Genomic DNA, 17680 nt, shown 5'->3' with positions numbered 1-17680 from the left:
TTAGTGACATGATTAAAATTGACTACAAAGGTAGTGCTTTTTCTAAAAGGAGAAAGAACTATGATACTTTGTTATATCAAGTTTGTGGCTTATTGTTGTTTCGAGTTATATCGAACTTGTGATTTATTCTTTTCTTAGAACAATTGTTCCGTTATGCTGTTCTGCCACTTGTTTACGGAAATCTACAAAAGCAGAGTATTCTTCGGGATCATAAACGCCTTTGTTCATCATCAGGCGATGGATAACAAATATCTCTTTGTCTTTCACCTGAACGGAGGACAGGAAGCTGCCGAATTTACTTTGCAGACTGACCGGACGGGGAAGTCCTTCAATAGCATATCCTTCGGGCAATAAAATACGGATGCTGTCTGTATCTGCATATCCATAGTTGATATGAATAGGGTGTGTACGTTTCATGACACGGGGGACACTAAACCCTTTACGGAAAACATTGACGGGCATGAACAGCCGATTACCTGTTTTATTTCCATACTGGTTACTGCTGATTGTATAGTCAAAAGTGATAGACGGGTTGGATTCTTTCTGTTCATCAATTTGCAGATTGAGAATATCGGCTTGCGGCAGATTGATATTCGAACGGATACGATCTTTCTTTTGATTTGGTTCCAGATAAGTGATACCTGCTTCGTCTTCGTATTGAAATAACCGAGAAGTTTCATTTACTTCGATACGAGTTTCGTCTGTGGGAGAAAGTATTACTTTGGCCGTAATACATTGAGTGTTTAGTGAATCCGGATAAGTGGGCAAGCGATATACTCGTCCTCCGTTAGGCTCGATGAGCAATGCATCGTGACCTGCAATGCCTTGATGTACATATCCGAAGGGAAGCTGTGGATTGGTGCATTCCAACCAAAGTGTATCTTGCGGAAGCGGAACATGAAGGATGACATGATTCATCTGGTTAGGACTCGAAAAATCGGGAATAAGTCGTTCGTTTTCGGTACTAATGGCGGTATAGGTAGAAGGAATACCCAATTCCTTGAGCATGGCACGCATATAGTTGGAGAGTCCTTTACAATCACCAAATCCCGTTCGGCAGACATCAGTGGCAGCAATAGGTTGTAAACCTCCGATTCCTAGCTGAATGCTGACGTAACGTGTGTTTTTTGCCAGATAGTCGTATACAGCTTTCACCTTCTCCCGGTCGGTGGAACAGTTGGCTGTCAGTTCATGCAGTGATTTTCGGAAAGGTTCCGTCAGCAGATCGCGTCCTTCGAGCAACCTGTTTTGCCATTCTCCAAACTTTTGCCAGGTACTCATGTCTCCTACGGTCTTGTCGTACTGAAATGCGGAAGGAGAAAAGTATACGCGTGGAAATAGTTGCGCAAAAGAGGGTCCAAACGGCTCTTTCTCAATAGGAGACAGTTTAGAAGCAGTGGCTTCGATGATCTGTCGTCCATCCGGACCGGTAGACTCTTTCACCTGAATGTTTTTTCCTTTGGTATATTGTTCATAATACCGACAGGTTTGTCCGGCAGGGAGTTCAATTCGGTAAGAAGCTTTTTCCACTTTCTGGTCGAAACTGAACTGTGGTAGGAAAGGCGGATAACCGATGAGACCGTTCGTACATTTCACCTCCCATTCGTATTTTACGGTAAAGGGAGAGGAAGGATAATTGCAGTCGTATACATAGAAGTAATCGTCCGAAGCGAGTGAACTGGAATATTCACTCTTCTGAAGATCTGATTTTTTTATCTTCCGTACGCTTTGCCCGGCGGCATTAAATATTTCTCCGGAGAACTTTTGTAAAGAGTTGAACATATCACAGCGGCAAATAAACTGAGCATTGTCCATCCCTTTGCGATTGAGAATGGTGATGGTGATGCTTTGCTTTTCTACCGATTGTGTCATCGACTTGCAAATGATTTCCGTGTGCATATCCTGCACAATGGAGATGGTGTTGGATGTTTCATCCTGTGCTTGTGCTGAGAATTTAGAGAGGCTCACGCAAGCAAAGAATAGGAGTCTGGTTATCTTGTTTCTTGAACGATTCGTCATGTGAACTCAAATAGATTGGTGATTACTTACTATATTTTTTTTAGTACCAGCATTTGGTTGTTTTTTTCTGCCACGTGCTCCCAGAAGGATTTCACTTCTTGATATTCAGCAGGGAGATGAAGTAACTTGTCGGACTTAAATACATATGCTACCTCGATTTTTCCATTCGTAGAGCCTATCTTGTATAGACAAACACATTTCCCATCTGAGGTTTGGATTTGTATAGATTCGGGTAATTCCTCTACGGTGTAGCCTTCCGGTATTTGCAAAGATATCCTAAAATTGAGTTCTTCCGGATAGGGCATCTCCAACGGGAGTTGTCGCTCTACTTGTGTGAATGGGCATTTACTGATATGTAGAAATATAAGTGGATTGATATAAATAAGATTACCATTCACGGCTGCCTGTTTTTCAAACTTAATGAACTCCGTGATATCGGGAGCGAAAGTAGTCACTTTTTTTGTCTGTAACTCACTGATTTTTATAGATTCATTCGCTTCCAGTTTATTAATGAATTCCGTACTGTCTTTTGCTTCCTGATAGCGTTTGCGGAACGAAGAAGCAAATTGCCCCTTGTATGTTGTTACACGGGTTCCGGCAATCTTTCCGTCTGTATTTATTTGTACGTTTACCATTGAGCGGATCTGGTTTTTACCTATCTCACTAAGGTCTATCCAGCTACACGGTCCATTGGGATTGATTAGGCGTGCGCGTTTCACCATCAATACCGGAGGGAGTACATTGATAAAACCGTGTTGCACTGATCCATCCAAATAAACTAGTGTGGTGTCTGTATTGGCAATACCTACTACAAATGTATTTAACTTTTTAATGGTAGGATGTATGTAAGGTAGCACTCCTGTATCTCTGCGACTCATCACTACTGGAAAACAAGGGATATTGGCTTCTTGTAGCATACTCATTAATACAAAATTGATGTCGGCATTACTACCTGTTCCATCCTTGATCGCCTTTTTCACGTCGTTGCCATAAAGCTTATATTGTCCGTTCCATGAAATTTTGTTTTTAAGAAAAGTGTAAATGGCTGCTACTTTATTGTGTATATCGGGAAGTTGGTCTAGCCCTAATGTTTTTATCTCTTCCTGGTAAGGGTTACGTGTTTTTAGTAGTTTACCGAAATCATCGTCCTCCAATAACATTTTGTCTATATTATCCCAGGCTTGTGTGAACGACTTATAAGGTTCGCCGGGCAATTCCAGTCCTTTCAATTCAAAACTTACACCTGTCAGATAATCATCTGTACACCACACATTATTGTCAGGGCGCACTGCCGGCAATTGTCTGCCTATGAATTGAAAGTAATGCCCGTTGGAGTTTTCGACAACGTTCTCTCCTCCAAAGGAAAAAGAAAGATTGACATCTTCCCTTTTCGTTTCCAGTCGTTCACCTCCTCGCATATCTGTGCTGAATTTCAGCACATCGGGAATTGTGATGTCGTATTGGGTAAAAAGAACCGGGATATCTTGTTGTGCGATCCATGGATTGATGGTGTAAAAGTAATCGGATGAAAGTTCGTATTTGTATTCGAACAGAGTACCTTCTTTTACTGCGGGGATAGAAAATTTAGCTTGCATAAACTGCTTATTGAGTCGTTCCCGGAAAATCATATCATTTTTCATCTTAGTAGATACCGTTTCTTTTCCATCCAGATTGTAAGAGAATGCGTCAATATGGCTAACTATATCTGTCGGAATTGAAGAGTTGCTTTCGGGTGCAAAATAAGGAATGGTAATATCGGCATAGGAAGTCCCACTTGGTTTGAGTACTTTGATTTTGACATGATATTTATAGACAACGCGAAGTCTGCGTCCGGTAAACTCATATTCTACGTTCGTTTTGGAATGGAGCACTACTGCTGATGCTGCACTATCGGGTTCATACACAGTCATCATAAGCTCTTCTTTCGAAGGGTTTCCAAATTTAGCACTCGGAGTAATAACATCTGCAGCTAAACTTTGCCAACAGAATAGTAAAAAGGATAAAATTAGTGTTAGTTTCATTGTATTAATCGTTTTAAGATTAAGATAATGTTATCTTATATTTTTTTTAGTACAATTGTGGCTTTATTCTTATCGATCATTTTTGTCCATATATCTTGTATCTGTTTATACTTATCGACAGGGAACAGATAGGATTTCAGATTGAATAGGTAATTCAGGCGAATTTGGTTATCTTTTTTCTCTATCATATATCTGCATTGCAGCTCATTGTTGTCATTTTTAATAAGTTGCGATTGTGGCATTTCTTCCACTGTATATCCTTCCGGAATAGTCAGTATAGATGTTATAACATAACTATACGAATATGGAAATTCTACAGGAAGTACTCTTTCGGTCTGGAAGAACGGATTTTTATCTATATGGGTGAAAATCATCGGATTGACATATAGCCGGTCTCCGGATGTCCCCGTTTTTATGGTGAAATCTGTCGTTTCTTCTAATTGGGCAAGATCATCCGAAACGTTTTGGATTTTCGTATTGCTAAAGAAACACTTGTCACTTTCTTGAGAATCAGTCGGTTCCTTTTCATGTAGTTTCCGTTGTTGGAATTCCAATGCTTGATGTCCCGTAAAGGAAGTCTTTCGCTTTCCTTTTATTTCCGTTCCTTCCATAGTGGCTTCAATAGTAACGAAGACACCATTTGTTGAAAGTTTGGTCAGATCCAGCCATTTCTTTTCCTCCGGCTCCGGTGATCCAAGCATATATGCTTGGCTTACGGTTAGCTCAAGTGGCAATACATTGAGCGTAGGAATTTTCATCGAACTGTCCAGATAGATATATTTCTTGTTTTCCGGGTCGTAAACGGCAACTACAAAAGTATTCAGTTTTTGGATAGAGGGATAATTGAAGGGAAGCATTCCCGCTGAACGGTGGCTCATAACGACAGGGTAGGCAGAGAAACCGAAATCCTTGAGAATGCTGATAAGAACAAAGTTCAAATCGGCATTACTGCCTTTTTTCTCTTTCAGTACTTTGGAAGGGGTTTTGCCATATAACCTGTAAGTACCGTCCCATGCCAGATTCTTTCTCAGTACATTAAAAGCAGTGATGATTTTCTGATTAATGGTCATTTCACTGGAAAAATCGCGTTTGGCTTCTTCTCTGAAAGGATTGGTCATTGAGAGAAGCTGACCGAATGGTTCATATTCGATGTTCATCAAACGTTTCTCTATGTCCGACCAATTTTTGCTGATAGGGCGATATTCCTCTCCCGGGAAGTTGGTCCCTTGCATATCGAAACTAATCTGTACCTTGTAATCTTCCGGACACCAACAATAGTCTTCTTTCTGCTTGATCGCTGGAAGGTTCTGACTGGTGAATGTAAATTGATCGCAGGTGACGGAAAATACATCTGCCGAACCGGCTCCACCGGGTCCATAATTGGATGCACGCATGGTAGTCTGCTTTTTTTCTGTTTTTATCAGGTCATTTCCACGGCTTTCGATATTGAAGATATATACTAGTGGAATGGTGATTTCATACTGATTGTAAACTACAGGGAGTTCTTTCTGCATAAACCAGTTTTCTATTTCAATATAACTGGACGACTTTGTAAAGCGGTATTCAATCACTGTCCCCGCTTTCACTGCCGGCAGAGAGAATTTCATAACTTTGACGTTTTGGTCTACTCGTTCATCGGAAATCAGATCATTGGTAAGAGGAGTTTTTACAATCTTTCCGTTTTCCAGGTTATAACTGGCAGCGTCAAGTTTTTCTATCCTGTCCGGTGTTTTGTTGTTGTCTTCGGGAGAATAGTAGGGGATCTGGATATCTGCGTAAGAGGACCCTTGCGGATTCAATATTTTCAGGCGGACCACTTGTTCGGTGATTAGTTTGAATGAGTCGTTGTAAGTGAAGTAGGTTTTCCCTTGTTGAAGAAGGCATACTGCTGAAGCTGTGGTGTCAGGAGCATAATTAGTGAGGGATAATTCCTCTTTGGTTGGTTTGCCGTATTTCAAATTTGGTTTGATTACGGGGTCACTTTGTTGTGCTAGAGCATTCGATATGCACAAAAATAAATATGTGCAGAGAGTGAATAGTTGCTTCATATTCTTGTGTGTTGTTTCATACTATTACAAATTTAGAGAAAAAAAAGAGAAAGAACCAAGTCTTTCTCTTTTTTTTTCATCTTTTCAGTAAAGATTTATACTAGATGTCCGATCCACTCTTCCCGATCGCCCGGAAGCAGGTCGATAACCGGAATTTCTATCATGGTATAGCAACCTGGTTGCTGTCTCATAGAAGCACGTGCTACGCATACTAAAACTTGTGCGGTAAGTGCCGGATTATTGATGCGCATATTGAATTCGAACAACTGATTCTGAGTTTTTCCGGATACTCCTTTGCGAGTCAGGTTTACGCCATGTCCCATATCGAGCAAAGCGTCTACACTCGGAACGAGTTTCACGTGTGTTTCGTCATTCACGAAATAAGGGTCTGCTTTGATGGCAGTTGCTACCTCGTCAAATTTATATCCGTCTTTTAGTTCGATATATACCATACGGCGATGAATGCCTGTTCCTGTCGGGATAGTCATAGAAAGAGCGGCTTTCACACCATCGATAGCTTTCACGGCAACTGTGTGTCCCATACTCATACCAGGACCGAAGTTGGTGTATGTGATTCCTTTCGGAGCAATTGCTTCAAGCATGGTACGTACGATAGAGTCGCTTCCCGGATCCCAACCTGCGGAGATAATAGATACGGCTCTGTGCTTCTTGGCAGCTGCGTCCAGTGAACGGCGTAAATCTACAATGCCTGTATGAATGTCGAAGCTATCGACTGTATTTATACCCATTGCCAGGTATTCTTTAGCATATTTCTCTACACTGCGCGTAGGAGTACAAAGTATAGCGACTTCTACACCTTCCAACGCTTTGATGTCTTTTACTACTGTGTAATCTGCCAGTTCTTTCGGCTTGTTTTCGGCACCTGCACGACGAACTACACCTGCTATTTCGAAATCCGGTGCTGCCTGTAAAGCTTCAAGTACATAGTGTCCGATGTTGCCATAACCAACGATGGCGGCTCTTACTTTTTTCATCCTTTTAATTGGTTTTAATGATCATATTTCTTTCTAATTGCTGCAAAAATAAACATTTTACTATAAACTATTGTTTTGTGGCTGATATTTTTTTTATTACTTTTAGAACTATAGCCAGATTTATTGTCTAATTTCACTAGTATCTCATTAAAACCCGGAAGTTGTTAAAACTTGAATAAACATCATTTGCGAGGCTAAAAAAAAAGGTATACATTTGTCCCATTATGATAGAATATCTTAGAGGCGAGCTTGCCGAACTAAGTCCGGCGACTGCAGTGATTGATTGTAATGGGGTGGGATATGCTGCTAATATATCGTTGAATACTTATTCTGCTATTCAAGGAAAGAAAAGCTGCAAGTTATATATTTACGAAGCTATTCGCGAAGATGCTTATGTGTTGTACGGGTTTGCTGAAAAGCAGGAGCGGGAGCTTTTTTTGTTGCTGATTTCTGTATCGGGTATCGGTGGGAATACTGCACGTATGATTTTGTCCGCACTTTCTCCGGCAGAACTGGTGAATGTGATCAGTACGGAGAATGCCAATTTATTGAAAACGGTGAAAGGCATCGGGTTGAAAACTGCCCAGCGTGTCATTGTTGATCTGAAGGATAAGATAAAAACGATGGGAGCAACTGCTGCAAGTGGAGGTGGTTCTGCCGGAATGTCGCTGTCTGTTGGCAGTGCAGAGGTGCAGGAAGAGGCTGTGGCTGCATTGACTATGCTTGGTTTTGCTGCTGCTCCTTCGCAAAAAGTAGTATTCGTTATATTAAAAGAAGAACCGGATGCTCCTGTGGAAAAGGTTATTAAATTGGCTTTGAAGAGGCTTTAAAAATCGGAAGTAACAGAACGGATACTAAGCAGATAGTAAAATGAATATGAAGCAACAGAAAATTTACATGAAAACATGGCTGGATTCCCACAGCCGTCTGAAATTAGTGAATACGGATGAATGGTATCTTGAATTAGCCAATAATTTGTTACCGGTGATTGGCGAATCGGATATGTATCGCGGAGAAACAGAAGAGACCCAACAACAAGTTGCTATTACGATGGCTCTTTATCTGGAAGATTGTGTGGCTGATAGTGGAAATTGGCGTCAGTTTATCCGTTGGCATCTGAAGGATTATGGTCGGTATCTTCCTTTTTATACCATATCTGATAGTTATTTCTCGGATGAGATTAATAAAGAAGATGTTGCCTTTTTGCTTTGGGCAGTTAATTCTCCGGTTGGCGAAGATATGGATTGCATAGAGAATCCGTTGGATGAAGATCTGTTGGATTTTGCCGGTGTGCTTTATAAATTGCTGGATGAAGTTTTTGAAGAGGCCCCTATTAGCGAAGGGCTTGCCGGTGACTGGTTGATGGAAACGGAATTGATGGAAAAGCCACGTACTATTTTACCCGCCGCTTCGATGAATGAGAAATTGCCTGTCAATGTGGAGCGTTTCTTGAAAGCGAGTGGGGGAGAAGCGTTGATGTTCTTTGACTCATATACTGCTTTGAAGTTTTTCTTCATACAGGTTTTGCAATGGGAGGATGAGGAAGGCTCTTTGTTACCGGATTTGCAGGAGTTTGAGAATTTTGTGTTATATGCCAATCTGAAAGGATTATTGATAGGTCCCGATGTAGCGAAGTATTTTGCAGATAAACGGAATGGGTTGTATGATGCGGAAGTAGCAGAAGAGGAAGCCTACGAGATCTTTTGTGAACAGGGACTTTGTCCGTTCGATTTATTGAAATATGGTATGGAACATGATCTATTGCCTGACGCTCAGTTTCCTTTCGAAAATGGAAAAAAGTTGCTTCATGAAAATTGGGATTTTGTTGCCAGGTGGTTCTTGGGTGAATATTATGAAGGAGAGTAATTGGTATGCCATTAAAAAATAGTAATAATCCTTTTGCAGGAAAGCCAAAGCCCGGAACTGGAAAAAAGAATGCTTCGGGAAAACGGGTAGGTAAATCTAAACCGAAAAAGGCAAATAACCAGCTGAACAGAAGAGTAAAGTAAATAAAATAGTAACATCAGTGGAGCGATTCCAAGCTTACACCTTTTTGAGGAATTACTCTACATTTCATTTTCAGGCATCTTACAAGATTTATTGTGACGAACTTTATCATCGCACATAGGTTTTTTCTTTTATGGTGATATTAAATACTTGAAAAATCACATCCAAATGATAAAATATTTCTGTAACTTTGAATTTAGTTAGTATAATGTAATGAGTTGTAATTGTTATATTTTGATACTATAAATGTATGGTACCTGTAGCTATCTTTCTAATATGCAATATTTTAGTATGCCAAATTAGATATATAACTTATGCTAAATTAATTAAAATGAAAAACATGAAATGTAGAACAATGAAAAAAGTATTAAGGAAAGGACTTTGTATGTTAGCTGTGATTTTATTAGTTACAGCTTGTGGTAAAGAAGATAATACTTCTCAGACCGATGACGGTGGTAATGGGGAACAGAAAGCTTCTTGCGTATACTTACAGAAATATGGTTTGGAGATAATTAAAGTCTCTATTCAGAAGGAGGAATATGCCTACTCTTTATCTATTCTTAAAGGAGGTGATAATATGTCATTTGAAGCAGATGCGAAAATAACTGCATGGACAGAGGAGGAATTGGTAGCATACAATAAGAGTAAAGGAACGTCTTATGTGTCTATAGCTCCTGACTTGTACTCAATAACTCCAGAAAAGATTTCTTTCACAAAGGACCAAAAGTCTCTGACAGTTGATGTAAAACTTGTTCCTGAAAAGTTGTTGAAGGTTGTGGAGGAAAATAATAAGGCGGAATATGTGATTCCTTTGCGATTGGAAAGTGAAGATGTCGAAGTAAAGGCAAACCGTCGGGATTTACTTATATATATTTCTTTAGATGCTCCAATATTGAAGTTTGCTTCCACTGAAAAAACAGTATCTGTACAAGAAGAAAGTACAAGCTTTAATGTAAGTACAGTGTTGAATTATAAAATAGACGGGAAGGTTTCGGGTAGTCAATGGGATTTCACAAGTGAACTAGTCGTTCCGGAAAATGCATTGGAACTAATTACAGCTTATAATCAATCTCATAAAGCTAATTATGAGTTATTACCCGATGAAGCGTATGACCTTACGGATAAAGTTCATTATAATATTAATGATACTAAAGCAGAAGCGACTATTGTTATCGACAGAAACAAAATAGAAGTGAAATACTACATTTTGCCATTGCAATTATCAGCACCTTCTTCAAAGTTCGTGATGCGTGATAACAATGTTCTTTACTGTTTGATAAGCCGTTCGTATAATAATCCGATCATAGCCTTGAGTGCTCCAGACCCTACTGTGATTCATGCGCAGGATGGTTGTTTTTACCTGTATGGGACAGAGGATACACGTAATATGCCTATATATTGCTCAAAAGACATGGTGAACTGGGAATATAAGGGAACGGCGTTTACCAACGAAACCCGTCCTACCTGGGAAGGTGACCATAGTTTGTGGGCACCGGAAATCCGTTACTTCAACGGACAATATGTGCTCTATTATTCTTGGGCCAAATGGGGGGATGAGTGGAATAGTAATGTAGGAGTAGCAGTATCTGACTCACCTACGGGTCCATTCATTGATAAAGGTTGTGTGATTGATGCTCAGAAGATGGGTGTGCAGAACTCCATAGATCAATTCTTCTACGAGGATGGTGGAAAGAAATATATGTTCTGGGGAAGTTTCCGGGGTATTTATGTAACAGAACTCACCGATGACGGCTTGCGTGTAAAGACGAAAGCAGATGGTACTCCGGTATTAAAAGAACGTATTTGTGGAAATCGTTTCGAGGCTACTAATATCTATAAGAAGGGGGATTATTACTATCTTTTTGCTTCTATAGGAACTTGCTGTGAAGGTGCAAACAGTTCATATACTACAGTAGTGGGTCGCTCTAAGAACATATTAGGCCCTTATTTGAATAAGGGTGGTAGTGATATGCTTTATGATAATTATGAAGTTGTACTGAAGGGCAATTCCATGTGGGCAGGTCCCGGTCATAATTCGATTATACAGGTAGATGATAATGGGGTTGAATGGCTCATTTATCATGGTTATAAGAAAGCAGAAGCTAATAATGGTCGGGTTGTACTGCTTGACCGTTTATATTGGACAGAAGACGGTTGCCGTATGTCAAGGATTTAGCTCCGTCTGTTTCATCTCTTGTCCCAGTTTTTTAGATAAGCTTTTATAGTAGATTGATTTCTGTAAAAAGACGCAATATGAGAGATTCAACAATTTTATTATTAACTAACTTCAGTTGAAAAAGGAACTATTGTGTTAAGCATAAATAAAGCCGACTCTTCATTCACTGTATTGAGTCGGCTTTATATTTTATATCTAAACAAACGTATTATAAAAACGTATTATAAATAGGTTCGTGTCGTTTCTCTTTGTAGAGATAGCTACATTTGATTATTCCTCTGTAGCAGCTTTCTTTGCGTTTATTTCCTTTTTCTTATTGATAAATCCAATTTTTAAATTAGCTTCTTCCTGCTCTTTTTTAATCTGAGTCATGCTGGAAAGAATTTGTGCCAATTTATAAATACCAACTGCTGCTTGTCGATCTGATGGAGTCATGGTAGTTGTATACTTACGATCACCTATATATTCTAAACGAATGTTCTTGTCTTTGTTAAGATTCACGAAGTTGATAATGCCTCCGTCATCTCCCAACTTATAATCAGCTTTTTCTATTTTCTCACCTAAATCGGTAGTCTCGTAGCTGTCTTTTGATGTGGGTGTCTCGGCAAATGTTCCGTCGGGGGCTGTCGCTTTTACTGCCCTATGGTGAATGTTGTTACCTCCACAATAAATAGATGTCATGCTCATGACGCCTTGTTCATTTACTTGAAAGCGAAGGAAAGAGCGGTGGAGATTCTTCTCGACAGTCTGAGTGGGCCAAAGATAATTACCCATTTGCTGATATTCAGCATCTTTTTCGAGGATATACTTGTCTTTGATAGCGTCCAACGCTTGTTGCTGTGCTTGAAGTGCAGCGTTTAGACTGTCTGACTTCTGCTGTTGTACTTTAAGTTCTACATCCAACATCAAAGCCTGACCGGCTTTGCGAGTTTCAAATGCTTTAGGATACAGTATTTTGATACTGTCAATTTGTAACTTGGCTTCTTTGTAGTCGCCCTGTTCGTAAGCTGTGCGAGCTACTGTTAGTTTCTCGTTGGCTTTCTTTTCAATGCTGTTTCCGCAAGCAGCTAATAGTAATGTGCCGCAACAAAGGGTAATCAGTTTTTTCATCCTCTTATTCGTTTTATAAAACTGTATTGTTTTTATCTGGATAAAGGTGAATCTAGACGATTCTGGTGGCAAAAATACAAATATTATCCCTTATTTTTGTACTTTTGTACCTTTAAAACTTATTTAGCTGATAGCTGATAACTGATAATTGAAAGAATGATTGAATTGACTCAGGAGGAATTGAAACAGTATTTTAGCGAACCGATTTTCAATCAGGTTGCTGAAACTGCTGATGCGCTTGGATTGGAATGTTACGTGGTTGGCGGTTATGTCCGTGATATTTTTCTGCAACGTCCCTCTAAAGATATAGATGTAGTGGTGGTTGGCAGTGGTATCACTATGGCAGAAGCGTTGGGTAAACGGCTGGGACGTGGTGCTCACGTATCTGTTTTTAAAAATTTCGGTACGGCACAAGTGAAATATAAAGGTACAGAGGTGGAGTTTGTAGGTGCACGTAAAGAATCTTACCAACGTGATTCACGTAAACCAATTGTTGAGGATGGTACGTTGGAAGATGACCAAAATCGGCGTGATTTTACAATTAATGCTCTGGCTGTCTGCCTTAATAAATCCCGTTTTGGTGAGTTGGTAGATCCTTTTGGTGGCATGGCGGACATGAAAGAAAAGACTATCCGTACGCCACTTGATCCTGATATTACGTTCAGTGACGACCCTTTGCGAATGATGCGTTGCATACGTTTCGCTACTCAGCTGAATTTCTATATTGACGATGCTACTTTTGATTCACTTTGCCGTAATAAAGAACGGATTGAGATTATCTCCCGTGAACGGATTGCGGACGAATTGAATAAGATTATTCTCTCGCCCATTCCGTCGAAAGGGTTTATCGATTTGGAGCGTAGCGGACTGTTGGCGTTGATTTTTCCTGAAATGGCTGCTTTGCAAGGGGTAGAAACGCGGAACGGACGGGCACATAAGGATAACTTTTACCATACATTGGAGGTTCTTGATAATATTAGCAAGAAGACGGACAATCTGTGGTTACGCTGGGCAGCTTTGCTCCACGACATTGCCAAACCGGTGACAAAGCGTTGGGAGCCTAAAGCGGGTTGGACTTTCCACAATCACAATTTTATTGGTGAGAAGATGATCCCGAATATCTTCCGTAAGATGAAGTTGCCGATGAACGAAAAGATGAAGTACGTTCAAAAGATAGTAAGTTTACATATGCGTCCTATTGTGATTGCGGATGACGTCGTGACGGATTCTGCCGTTCGTCGTCTGCTTTTTGAAGCAGGAGATGATATTGATGATCTGATGATGCTTTGCGAAGCGGATATTACTTCCAAGAATATGGAACGTAAGCAACGTTTCTTGAATAATTTTCAGTTAGTACGGCAGAAACTGAAAGATCTGGAGGAAAAAGACCGTGTCCGTAATTTCCAACCACCAGTCAGCGGAGAGGAAATTATGGAGATTTTCAATTTGCAGCCTTGCCGTGAGGTAGGAGTTCTGAAAAGTGTCATTAAAGATGCTATCTTAGACGGCGTTATTCCCAACGAATATGAGGCGGCATATGCATTTATGCTGGAACGGGCAAAGAAGATGGGACTAGTTCCTTCGCAAGATTCTTCCAAGTAGTTTTTTAGCCTCTCTTTATAATCTTTGATATATGTAACTTCAGATTGAGTAGAAATCTTTGTTGGTAATTTACTTTATTTCAAAACCACATCGTTTAGAATAAACCGGAGCATACTGCACAATAAAAGATTTGTGTCAGTTTTGCTACCACGCTCTCACTTTATATCTACATACGCCTATTTATCGGTGTTTCAGCAGTGATAGCAACTATTACAGCAGAGTGAGAGCAACCGTTTGCTCTCACTCAAGACAAATTTCGGAAACGATTGGTATATATGACGTCAAAGCTAATTTCCTATTAGTAAGACTATAGGTGATTAAAGTGATAACGATTAATTATATACAAATATCTACTACTGTTAGCTTATTTGTTTACAGCAGTAAGCCTTTTTGTTTACTGACGTGAACTAATCAGCTCACAACTGTGAGCTGTCAATAAACAAAGGAAATTAATAGAAAGAACATAAAGAGTTAGCAATAAAAGTATCCTTAGTTAAAGTAAAACTTACCTGAAATCAGGACGACACAGCTTGTGTATCCATAATGAACTAAAAAAACTTAGATAAGTACTAACAAAGATTTACGGTTGATCCTAAACTTTTATACATGAAATAAGAACAGACGACGTAAGAGAAGATGATTTTTCTTTCTTGCGCCGTCCGACATATAAGTTTGAAGTTTGTATTCGCTTGTTTTATTATATAGGTATTTCAGATGGTATCTTTTCTATCTGGATCTGGCTTTTATCTTGTTATTGTCTATCTTAAAGCGTCTCTTTTTCCTTGTAAAAAGCTTCCAAATCAATAATGTCTTCGTTGCAGTTTGTCAGCTTTTCTATTCCATCATTGGCTACTACCCATGTATTTTCTATTCCGACAGGACCTACACCCGGAATTACTATTTTGGGTTCCAGTGCAAAGACCATACCTGTTTCCAATTCTTGCTTCATGCGTGGAGCTAGTACAGGTGCTTCATTGATTTCTAATCCGATACCATGACCAATAAATTTAGCTTGTTGGTCGGTCCCCATGAATTTATCAGCGAATCCGGCTTTGGTTGCGATTTCAACAGCAGTATTGTAGAGGTGCTCGCAAACAACCCCAGGACGTGCAATGGAGCTGATTTTTTCTTGAATTTCTAAACAAACCTGATGCGCTGTATAGGCTTCTTCAGACAGTTTGCCGATGGAGAACACCCGACTCATGTCACCCATATAACCGTTGAAGTTACCTCCTAAGTCTACCATAACACTCTGTCCTTCTTTCAGTGGAGTTTTATTGGCTCCTCCGGGAAGGGCAGGATCAAGACCTTTACCACCTAATGCAAAGTCGTAAGGAGAGGGGTAGCCGGCATTATCACTTGTCAGTACACTGCCCATGAAGATTTCCATACTGCGACCGAAAACACGGAAAAATCCAAGATTTCCTTGCAGGCGCATTAAACGTTCTATTTCGATGGAGAATTCGATATCTGTCATACCGGGACGGTATATGTTTGGAATCTGTTCATATGCTTTAGTATGTGCGACTCCTGAAAGGCGTAACATTTCTATTTCAATAGAGGTTTTTATGCTACGTGCCTGTCGAATTATCGGGGTTCCATTAACTACTTCCGAGTCTGGGAACAAACTGGCGAGACGTACATATTCAGTGTAAGGGAGTTCATCACCTTCTAACATTAGTTTAGATGGAATAGGTAATCCCTGTTCTTTCAATAATTCAATAATCTGTTCCGGTTTACGGATGGGGAAAGAATGTTCTCCTGTGATATTGTTCGGGCGTTTGAAAAAGAGCAATGCCGGTGAGTGAAGTGGTAAATAGAGATATCCGCTAACTACACATCCGTAAGTATAAATCAGGTTTGCATTGCAAGTGATGAGTGCGGCTTCAATACCTTGTTGTGCCATTAAACTACGAATCTTATCGCGTCTAAGTTTTAATTCAGGTTGTAGCATAGAATTATTTTCAATTTGTTGTTTTTTTGTTCTTGGCAGATATTAGATATAACACCTGCGAGAGTACAAAGGTAATTATTTCAACTGAAAATAATATTAATTTCAAAGAAATAGCGCTACCCGCATCCTGTCACAGGACGCGAGCAGCGCAAATTACAAATACAAATAGAACTAAAACAAAGTATTTTATAGTTGATAACTGATAATCATAGATGACAGTTGGCTGCACAATAAGACAGAATAAGAGTTATCAACTATCAGTCCCCATTTGTTAAATAACACCTTGTCCCATCATTGCGTGAGCAACTTTCATGAAACCAGCTATGTTTGCACCTTTCACGTAGTTAATATATCCGTCGGGTTCTGTGCCGTACTTCACGCATTGTGTATGTATACCGTGCATGATGGCGTGGAGTTTCTCGTCCACTTCGGCTGCACTCCAGCTCAGGTGCATGGCATTTTGAGACATTTCCAAACCTGAAGTGGCTACCCCACCGGCATTTACTGCCTTGCCCGGAGCATACATTATTTTATGTTCGATGAACAAGTCAATAGCTTCCGGTGTACATCCCATGTTCGAAATTTCTCCGACACAAAGTACGTTGTTCTTTATCAGGTTTAGTGCATCTTCTCCATTTAATTCATTTTGAGTTGCACATGGTAGTGCAATCTCTGCTTTCACGTCCCATGGACGTTTGCCTTCAACAAACGTTGCATTTGGATATTTCTTTGCATAAGGAGCTACGATATCATCACCGGAAGAACGTAACTCCAGCATATAGTCTATCTTTTCGCCACTGATGCCGTCCGGGTCATAAATATATCCGTCGGGACCGGAGATTGTAACGACTTTAGCACCCAGTTCGGTTGCTTTTGTTGCAGCTCCCCAAGCTACGTTACCAAATCCGGAAATAGCTACTGTTTTATCTTTTATATCAACGCCTTTGGCTTGCAGCATCTGATTGACGAAATACAAGCCACCGAAACCGGTAGCTTCGGGACGTATCAGCGAACCACCGAATTCCAGTCCTTTTCCTGTAAAAGTACCTGTAAACTCACGAGTCAGCTTTTTGTACATACCGAACATATAACCGACTTCGCGTCCGCCTACACCAATATCACCGGCAGGCACATCCATATCCGGACCCAGATGACGCCATAACTCTAACATAAATGCCTGGCAGAAACGCATCACCTCAGCATCGCTCTTTCCCCGTGGAGAGAAATCCGAACCACCTTTGCCACCACCCATAGGAAGCGTGGTCAGTGCATTTTTGAAAGTCTGCTCGAAACCGAGGAATTTCAGGATAGAGAGATTTACGGAAGCGTGGAAACGAATACCGCCTTTGTACGGACCGATTGCATTGTTGAATTGTACGCGATAACCGAGGTTAGTCTGTACTTCGCCCCTATCGTCTACCCAAGTTACACGGAAAGTGAAAATACGGTCAGGTTCTACCAATCTTTCTATGATCTTGGCTTTTTCAAATTCAGGATGCTGATTGTATATATCTTCAATGGAAAGAAGTACTTCTTTTACTGCTTGAAGGTACTCTGATTCACCGGGATGTTTAGCCTCTAGAGAGGACATGATTTTCTGGATGTTCATATTAGTATGTTTTAAAAGGTTATTCTGATAAGATGTAAACTACATATATGCAAATATAGGAAAATTTTTCAATTGTGATTAATTTAATTCCTGTATTTTGATTAAACAATGATAAAATGACAGTGTGTTGTGTGAGGAA

At 40.1% G+C, this 17680-nt stretch carries 12 protein-coding genes; 5 read left to right on the top strand and 7 right to left on the bottom strand.

Going from position 1 to position 17680, the window contains the following annotated elements:
* Window positions 1-123: 123 nt before the first annotated feature.
* From PHO71_RS10900 to PHO71_RS10885, 4 genes are all read right to left on the bottom strand, one after another.
* Window positions 124-2019, bottom strand: a complete 1896-nt coding sequence (locus PHO71_RS10900) for a transglutaminase domain-containing protein (RefSeq protein ID WP_300202998.1) — start codon at window positions 2017-2019, stop codon at window positions 124-126.
* 29 nt (window positions 2020-2048) lie between these two features.
* A complete protein-coding gene (locus tag PHO71_RS10895; protein WP_300202995.1) occupies window positions 2049-4040 on the bottom strand; it encodes a DUF3858 domain-containing protein in 1992 nt (663 codons plus the stop codon).
* Window positions 4041-4075: 35 nt separating this feature from the next.
* On the bottom strand, window positions 4076-6088 hold the full coding sequence (locus tag PHO71_RS10890) for a DUF3857 domain-containing protein (RefSeq protein WP_300202993.1): 2013 nt from the start codon (window positions 6086-6088) through the stop codon (window positions 4076-4078).
* 95 nt (window positions 6089-6183) lie between these two features.
* On the bottom strand, window positions 6184-7083 hold the full coding sequence (locus PHO71_RS10885) for a diaminopimelate dehydrogenase (protein ID WP_300202990.1): 900 nt from the start codon (window positions 7081-7083) through the stop codon (window positions 6184-6186).
* A 224-nt stretch (window positions 7084-7307) separates the two neighbouring features.
* On the opposite strand from PHO71_RS10885, the gene ruvA reads away from it, so the two are divergent.
* From ruvA to PHO71_RS10865, 4 genes are all read left to right on the top strand, one after another.
* Window positions 7308-7913 (top strand): Holliday junction branch migration protein RuvA, encoded by a 606-nt coding sequence (ruvA, locus tag PHO71_RS10880; RefSeq protein WP_300202987.1) that lies wholly within the window; start codon window positions 7308-7310, stop codon window positions 7911-7913.
* Between the two features lie 46 nt (window positions 7914-7959).
* On the top strand, window positions 7960-8949 hold the full coding sequence (locus tag PHO71_RS10875) for a DUF3843 family protein (RefSeq protein ID WP_300202984.1): 990 nt from the start codon (window positions 7960-7962) through the stop codon (window positions 8947-8949).
* 5 nt (window positions 8950-8954) lie between these two features.
* Window positions 8955-9092 carry a hypothetical protein gene (locus PHO71_RS10870; RefSeq protein ID WP_300202981.1) on the top strand — a complete coding sequence of 46 codons (138 nt, stop codon included), beginning with the start codon at window positions 8955-8957 and terminating at the stop codon, window positions 9090-9092.
* A gap of 353 nt (window positions 9093-9445) precedes the next feature.
* Window positions 9446-11266, top strand: coding sequence for a family 43 glycosylhydrolase (locus tag PHO71_RS10865; RefSeq protein WP_300202979.1), 1821 nt, complete (start codon window positions 9446-9448; stop codon window positions 11264-11266).
* A gap of 270 nt (window positions 11267-11536) precedes the next feature.
* Here PHO71_RS10865 and PHO71_RS10860 read toward each other — a convergent pair whose 3' ends face one another.
* Complete coding sequence (locus tag PHO71_RS10860) at window positions 11537-12376, bottom strand: hypothetical protein (RefSeq protein WP_300202976.1); 840 nt, start codon at window positions 12374-12376, stop codon at window positions 11537-11539.
* A 156-nt stretch (window positions 12377-12532) separates the two neighbouring features.
* Between PHO71_RS10860 and PHO71_RS10855 the strand changes: the two genes are divergently transcribed.
* A complete protein-coding gene (locus tag PHO71_RS10855) occupies window positions 12533-13978 on the top strand; it encodes an HD domain-containing protein (protein WP_300202974.1) in 1446 nt (481 codons plus the stop codon).
* Window positions 13979-14741: 763 nt separating this feature from the next.
* Here the strand turns inward: PHO71_RS10855 and PHO71_RS10850 are convergent.
* Both PHO71_RS10850 and gdhA read right to left on the bottom strand, forming a co-directional pair.
* On the bottom strand, window positions 14742-15932 hold the full coding sequence (locus PHO71_RS10850) for a Xaa-Pro peptidase family protein (RefSeq protein ID WP_300202971.1): 1191 nt from the start codon (window positions 15930-15932) through the stop codon (window positions 14742-14744).
* Between the two features lie 271 nt (window positions 15933-16203).
* Window positions 16204-17541 (bottom strand): NADP-specific glutamate dehydrogenase, encoded by a 1338-nt coding sequence (gene gdhA / locus PHO71_RS10845; RefSeq protein WP_300202968.1) that lies wholly within the window; start codon window positions 17539-17541, stop codon window positions 16204-16206.
* Window positions 17542-17680: the final 139 nt, after the last annotated feature.

The organism is Bacteroides sp. (assembly GCF_028690125.1).
Lineage (GTDB): Bacteria > Bacteroidota > Bacteroidia > Bacteroidales > Bacteroidaceae > Bacteroides.
Note: the sequence above shows the minus strand (reverse complement) of the source record. Positions and strands in the feature narration are given on the sequence as shown.

Excerpts from the sequence above, each read along its gene's own strand:
- PHO71_RS10900 (WP_300202998.1), bottom strand. The coding sequence starts at position 2,019 with ATGACGAATCGTTCAAGAAACAAGATAACCAGACTCCTATTCTTTGCT.
- PHO71_RS10895 (WP_300202995.1), bottom strand. The coding sequence starts at position 4,040 with ATGAAACTAACACTAATTTTATCCTTTTTACTATTCTGTTGGCAAAGT.
- PHO71_RS10890 (WP_300202993.1), bottom strand. The coding sequence starts at position 6,088 with ATGAAGCAACTATTCACTCTCTGCACATATTTATTTTTGTGCATATCG.
- PHO71_RS10885 (WP_300202990.1), bottom strand. The coding sequence starts at position 7,083 with ATGAAAAAAGTAAGAGCCGCCATCGTTGGTTATGGCAACATCGGACAC.
- ruvA (WP_300202987.1), top strand. The coding sequence starts at position 7,308 with ATGATAGAATATCTTAGAGGCGAGCTTGCCGAACTAAGTCCGGCGACT.
- PHO71_RS10875 (WP_300202984.1), top strand. The coding sequence starts at position 7,960 with ATGAAGCAACAGAAAATTTACATGAAAACATGGCTGGATTCCCACAGC.
- PHO71_RS10870 (WP_300202981.1), top strand. The coding sequence starts at position 8,955 with ATGCCATTAAAAAATAGTAATAATCCTTTTGCAGGAAAGCCAAAGCCC.
- PHO71_RS10865 (WP_300202979.1), top strand. The coding sequence starts at position 9,446 with ATGAAAAAAGTATTAAGGAAAGGACTTTGTATGTTAGCTGTGATTTTA.
- PHO71_RS10860 (WP_300202976.1), bottom strand. The coding sequence starts at position 12,376 with ATGAAAAAACTGATTACCCTTTGTTGCGGCACATTACTATTAGCTGCT.
- PHO71_RS10855 (WP_300202974.1), top strand. The coding sequence starts at position 12,533 with ATGATTGAATTGACTCAGGAGGAATTGAAACAGTATTTTAGCGAACCG.
- PHO71_RS10850 (WP_300202971.1), bottom strand. The coding sequence starts at position 15,932 with ATGCTACAACCTGAATTAAAACTTAGACGCGATAAGATTCGTAGTTTA.
- gdhA (WP_300202968.1), bottom strand. The coding sequence starts at position 17,541 with ATGAACATCCAGAAAATCATGTCCTCTCTAGAGGCTAAACATCCCGGT.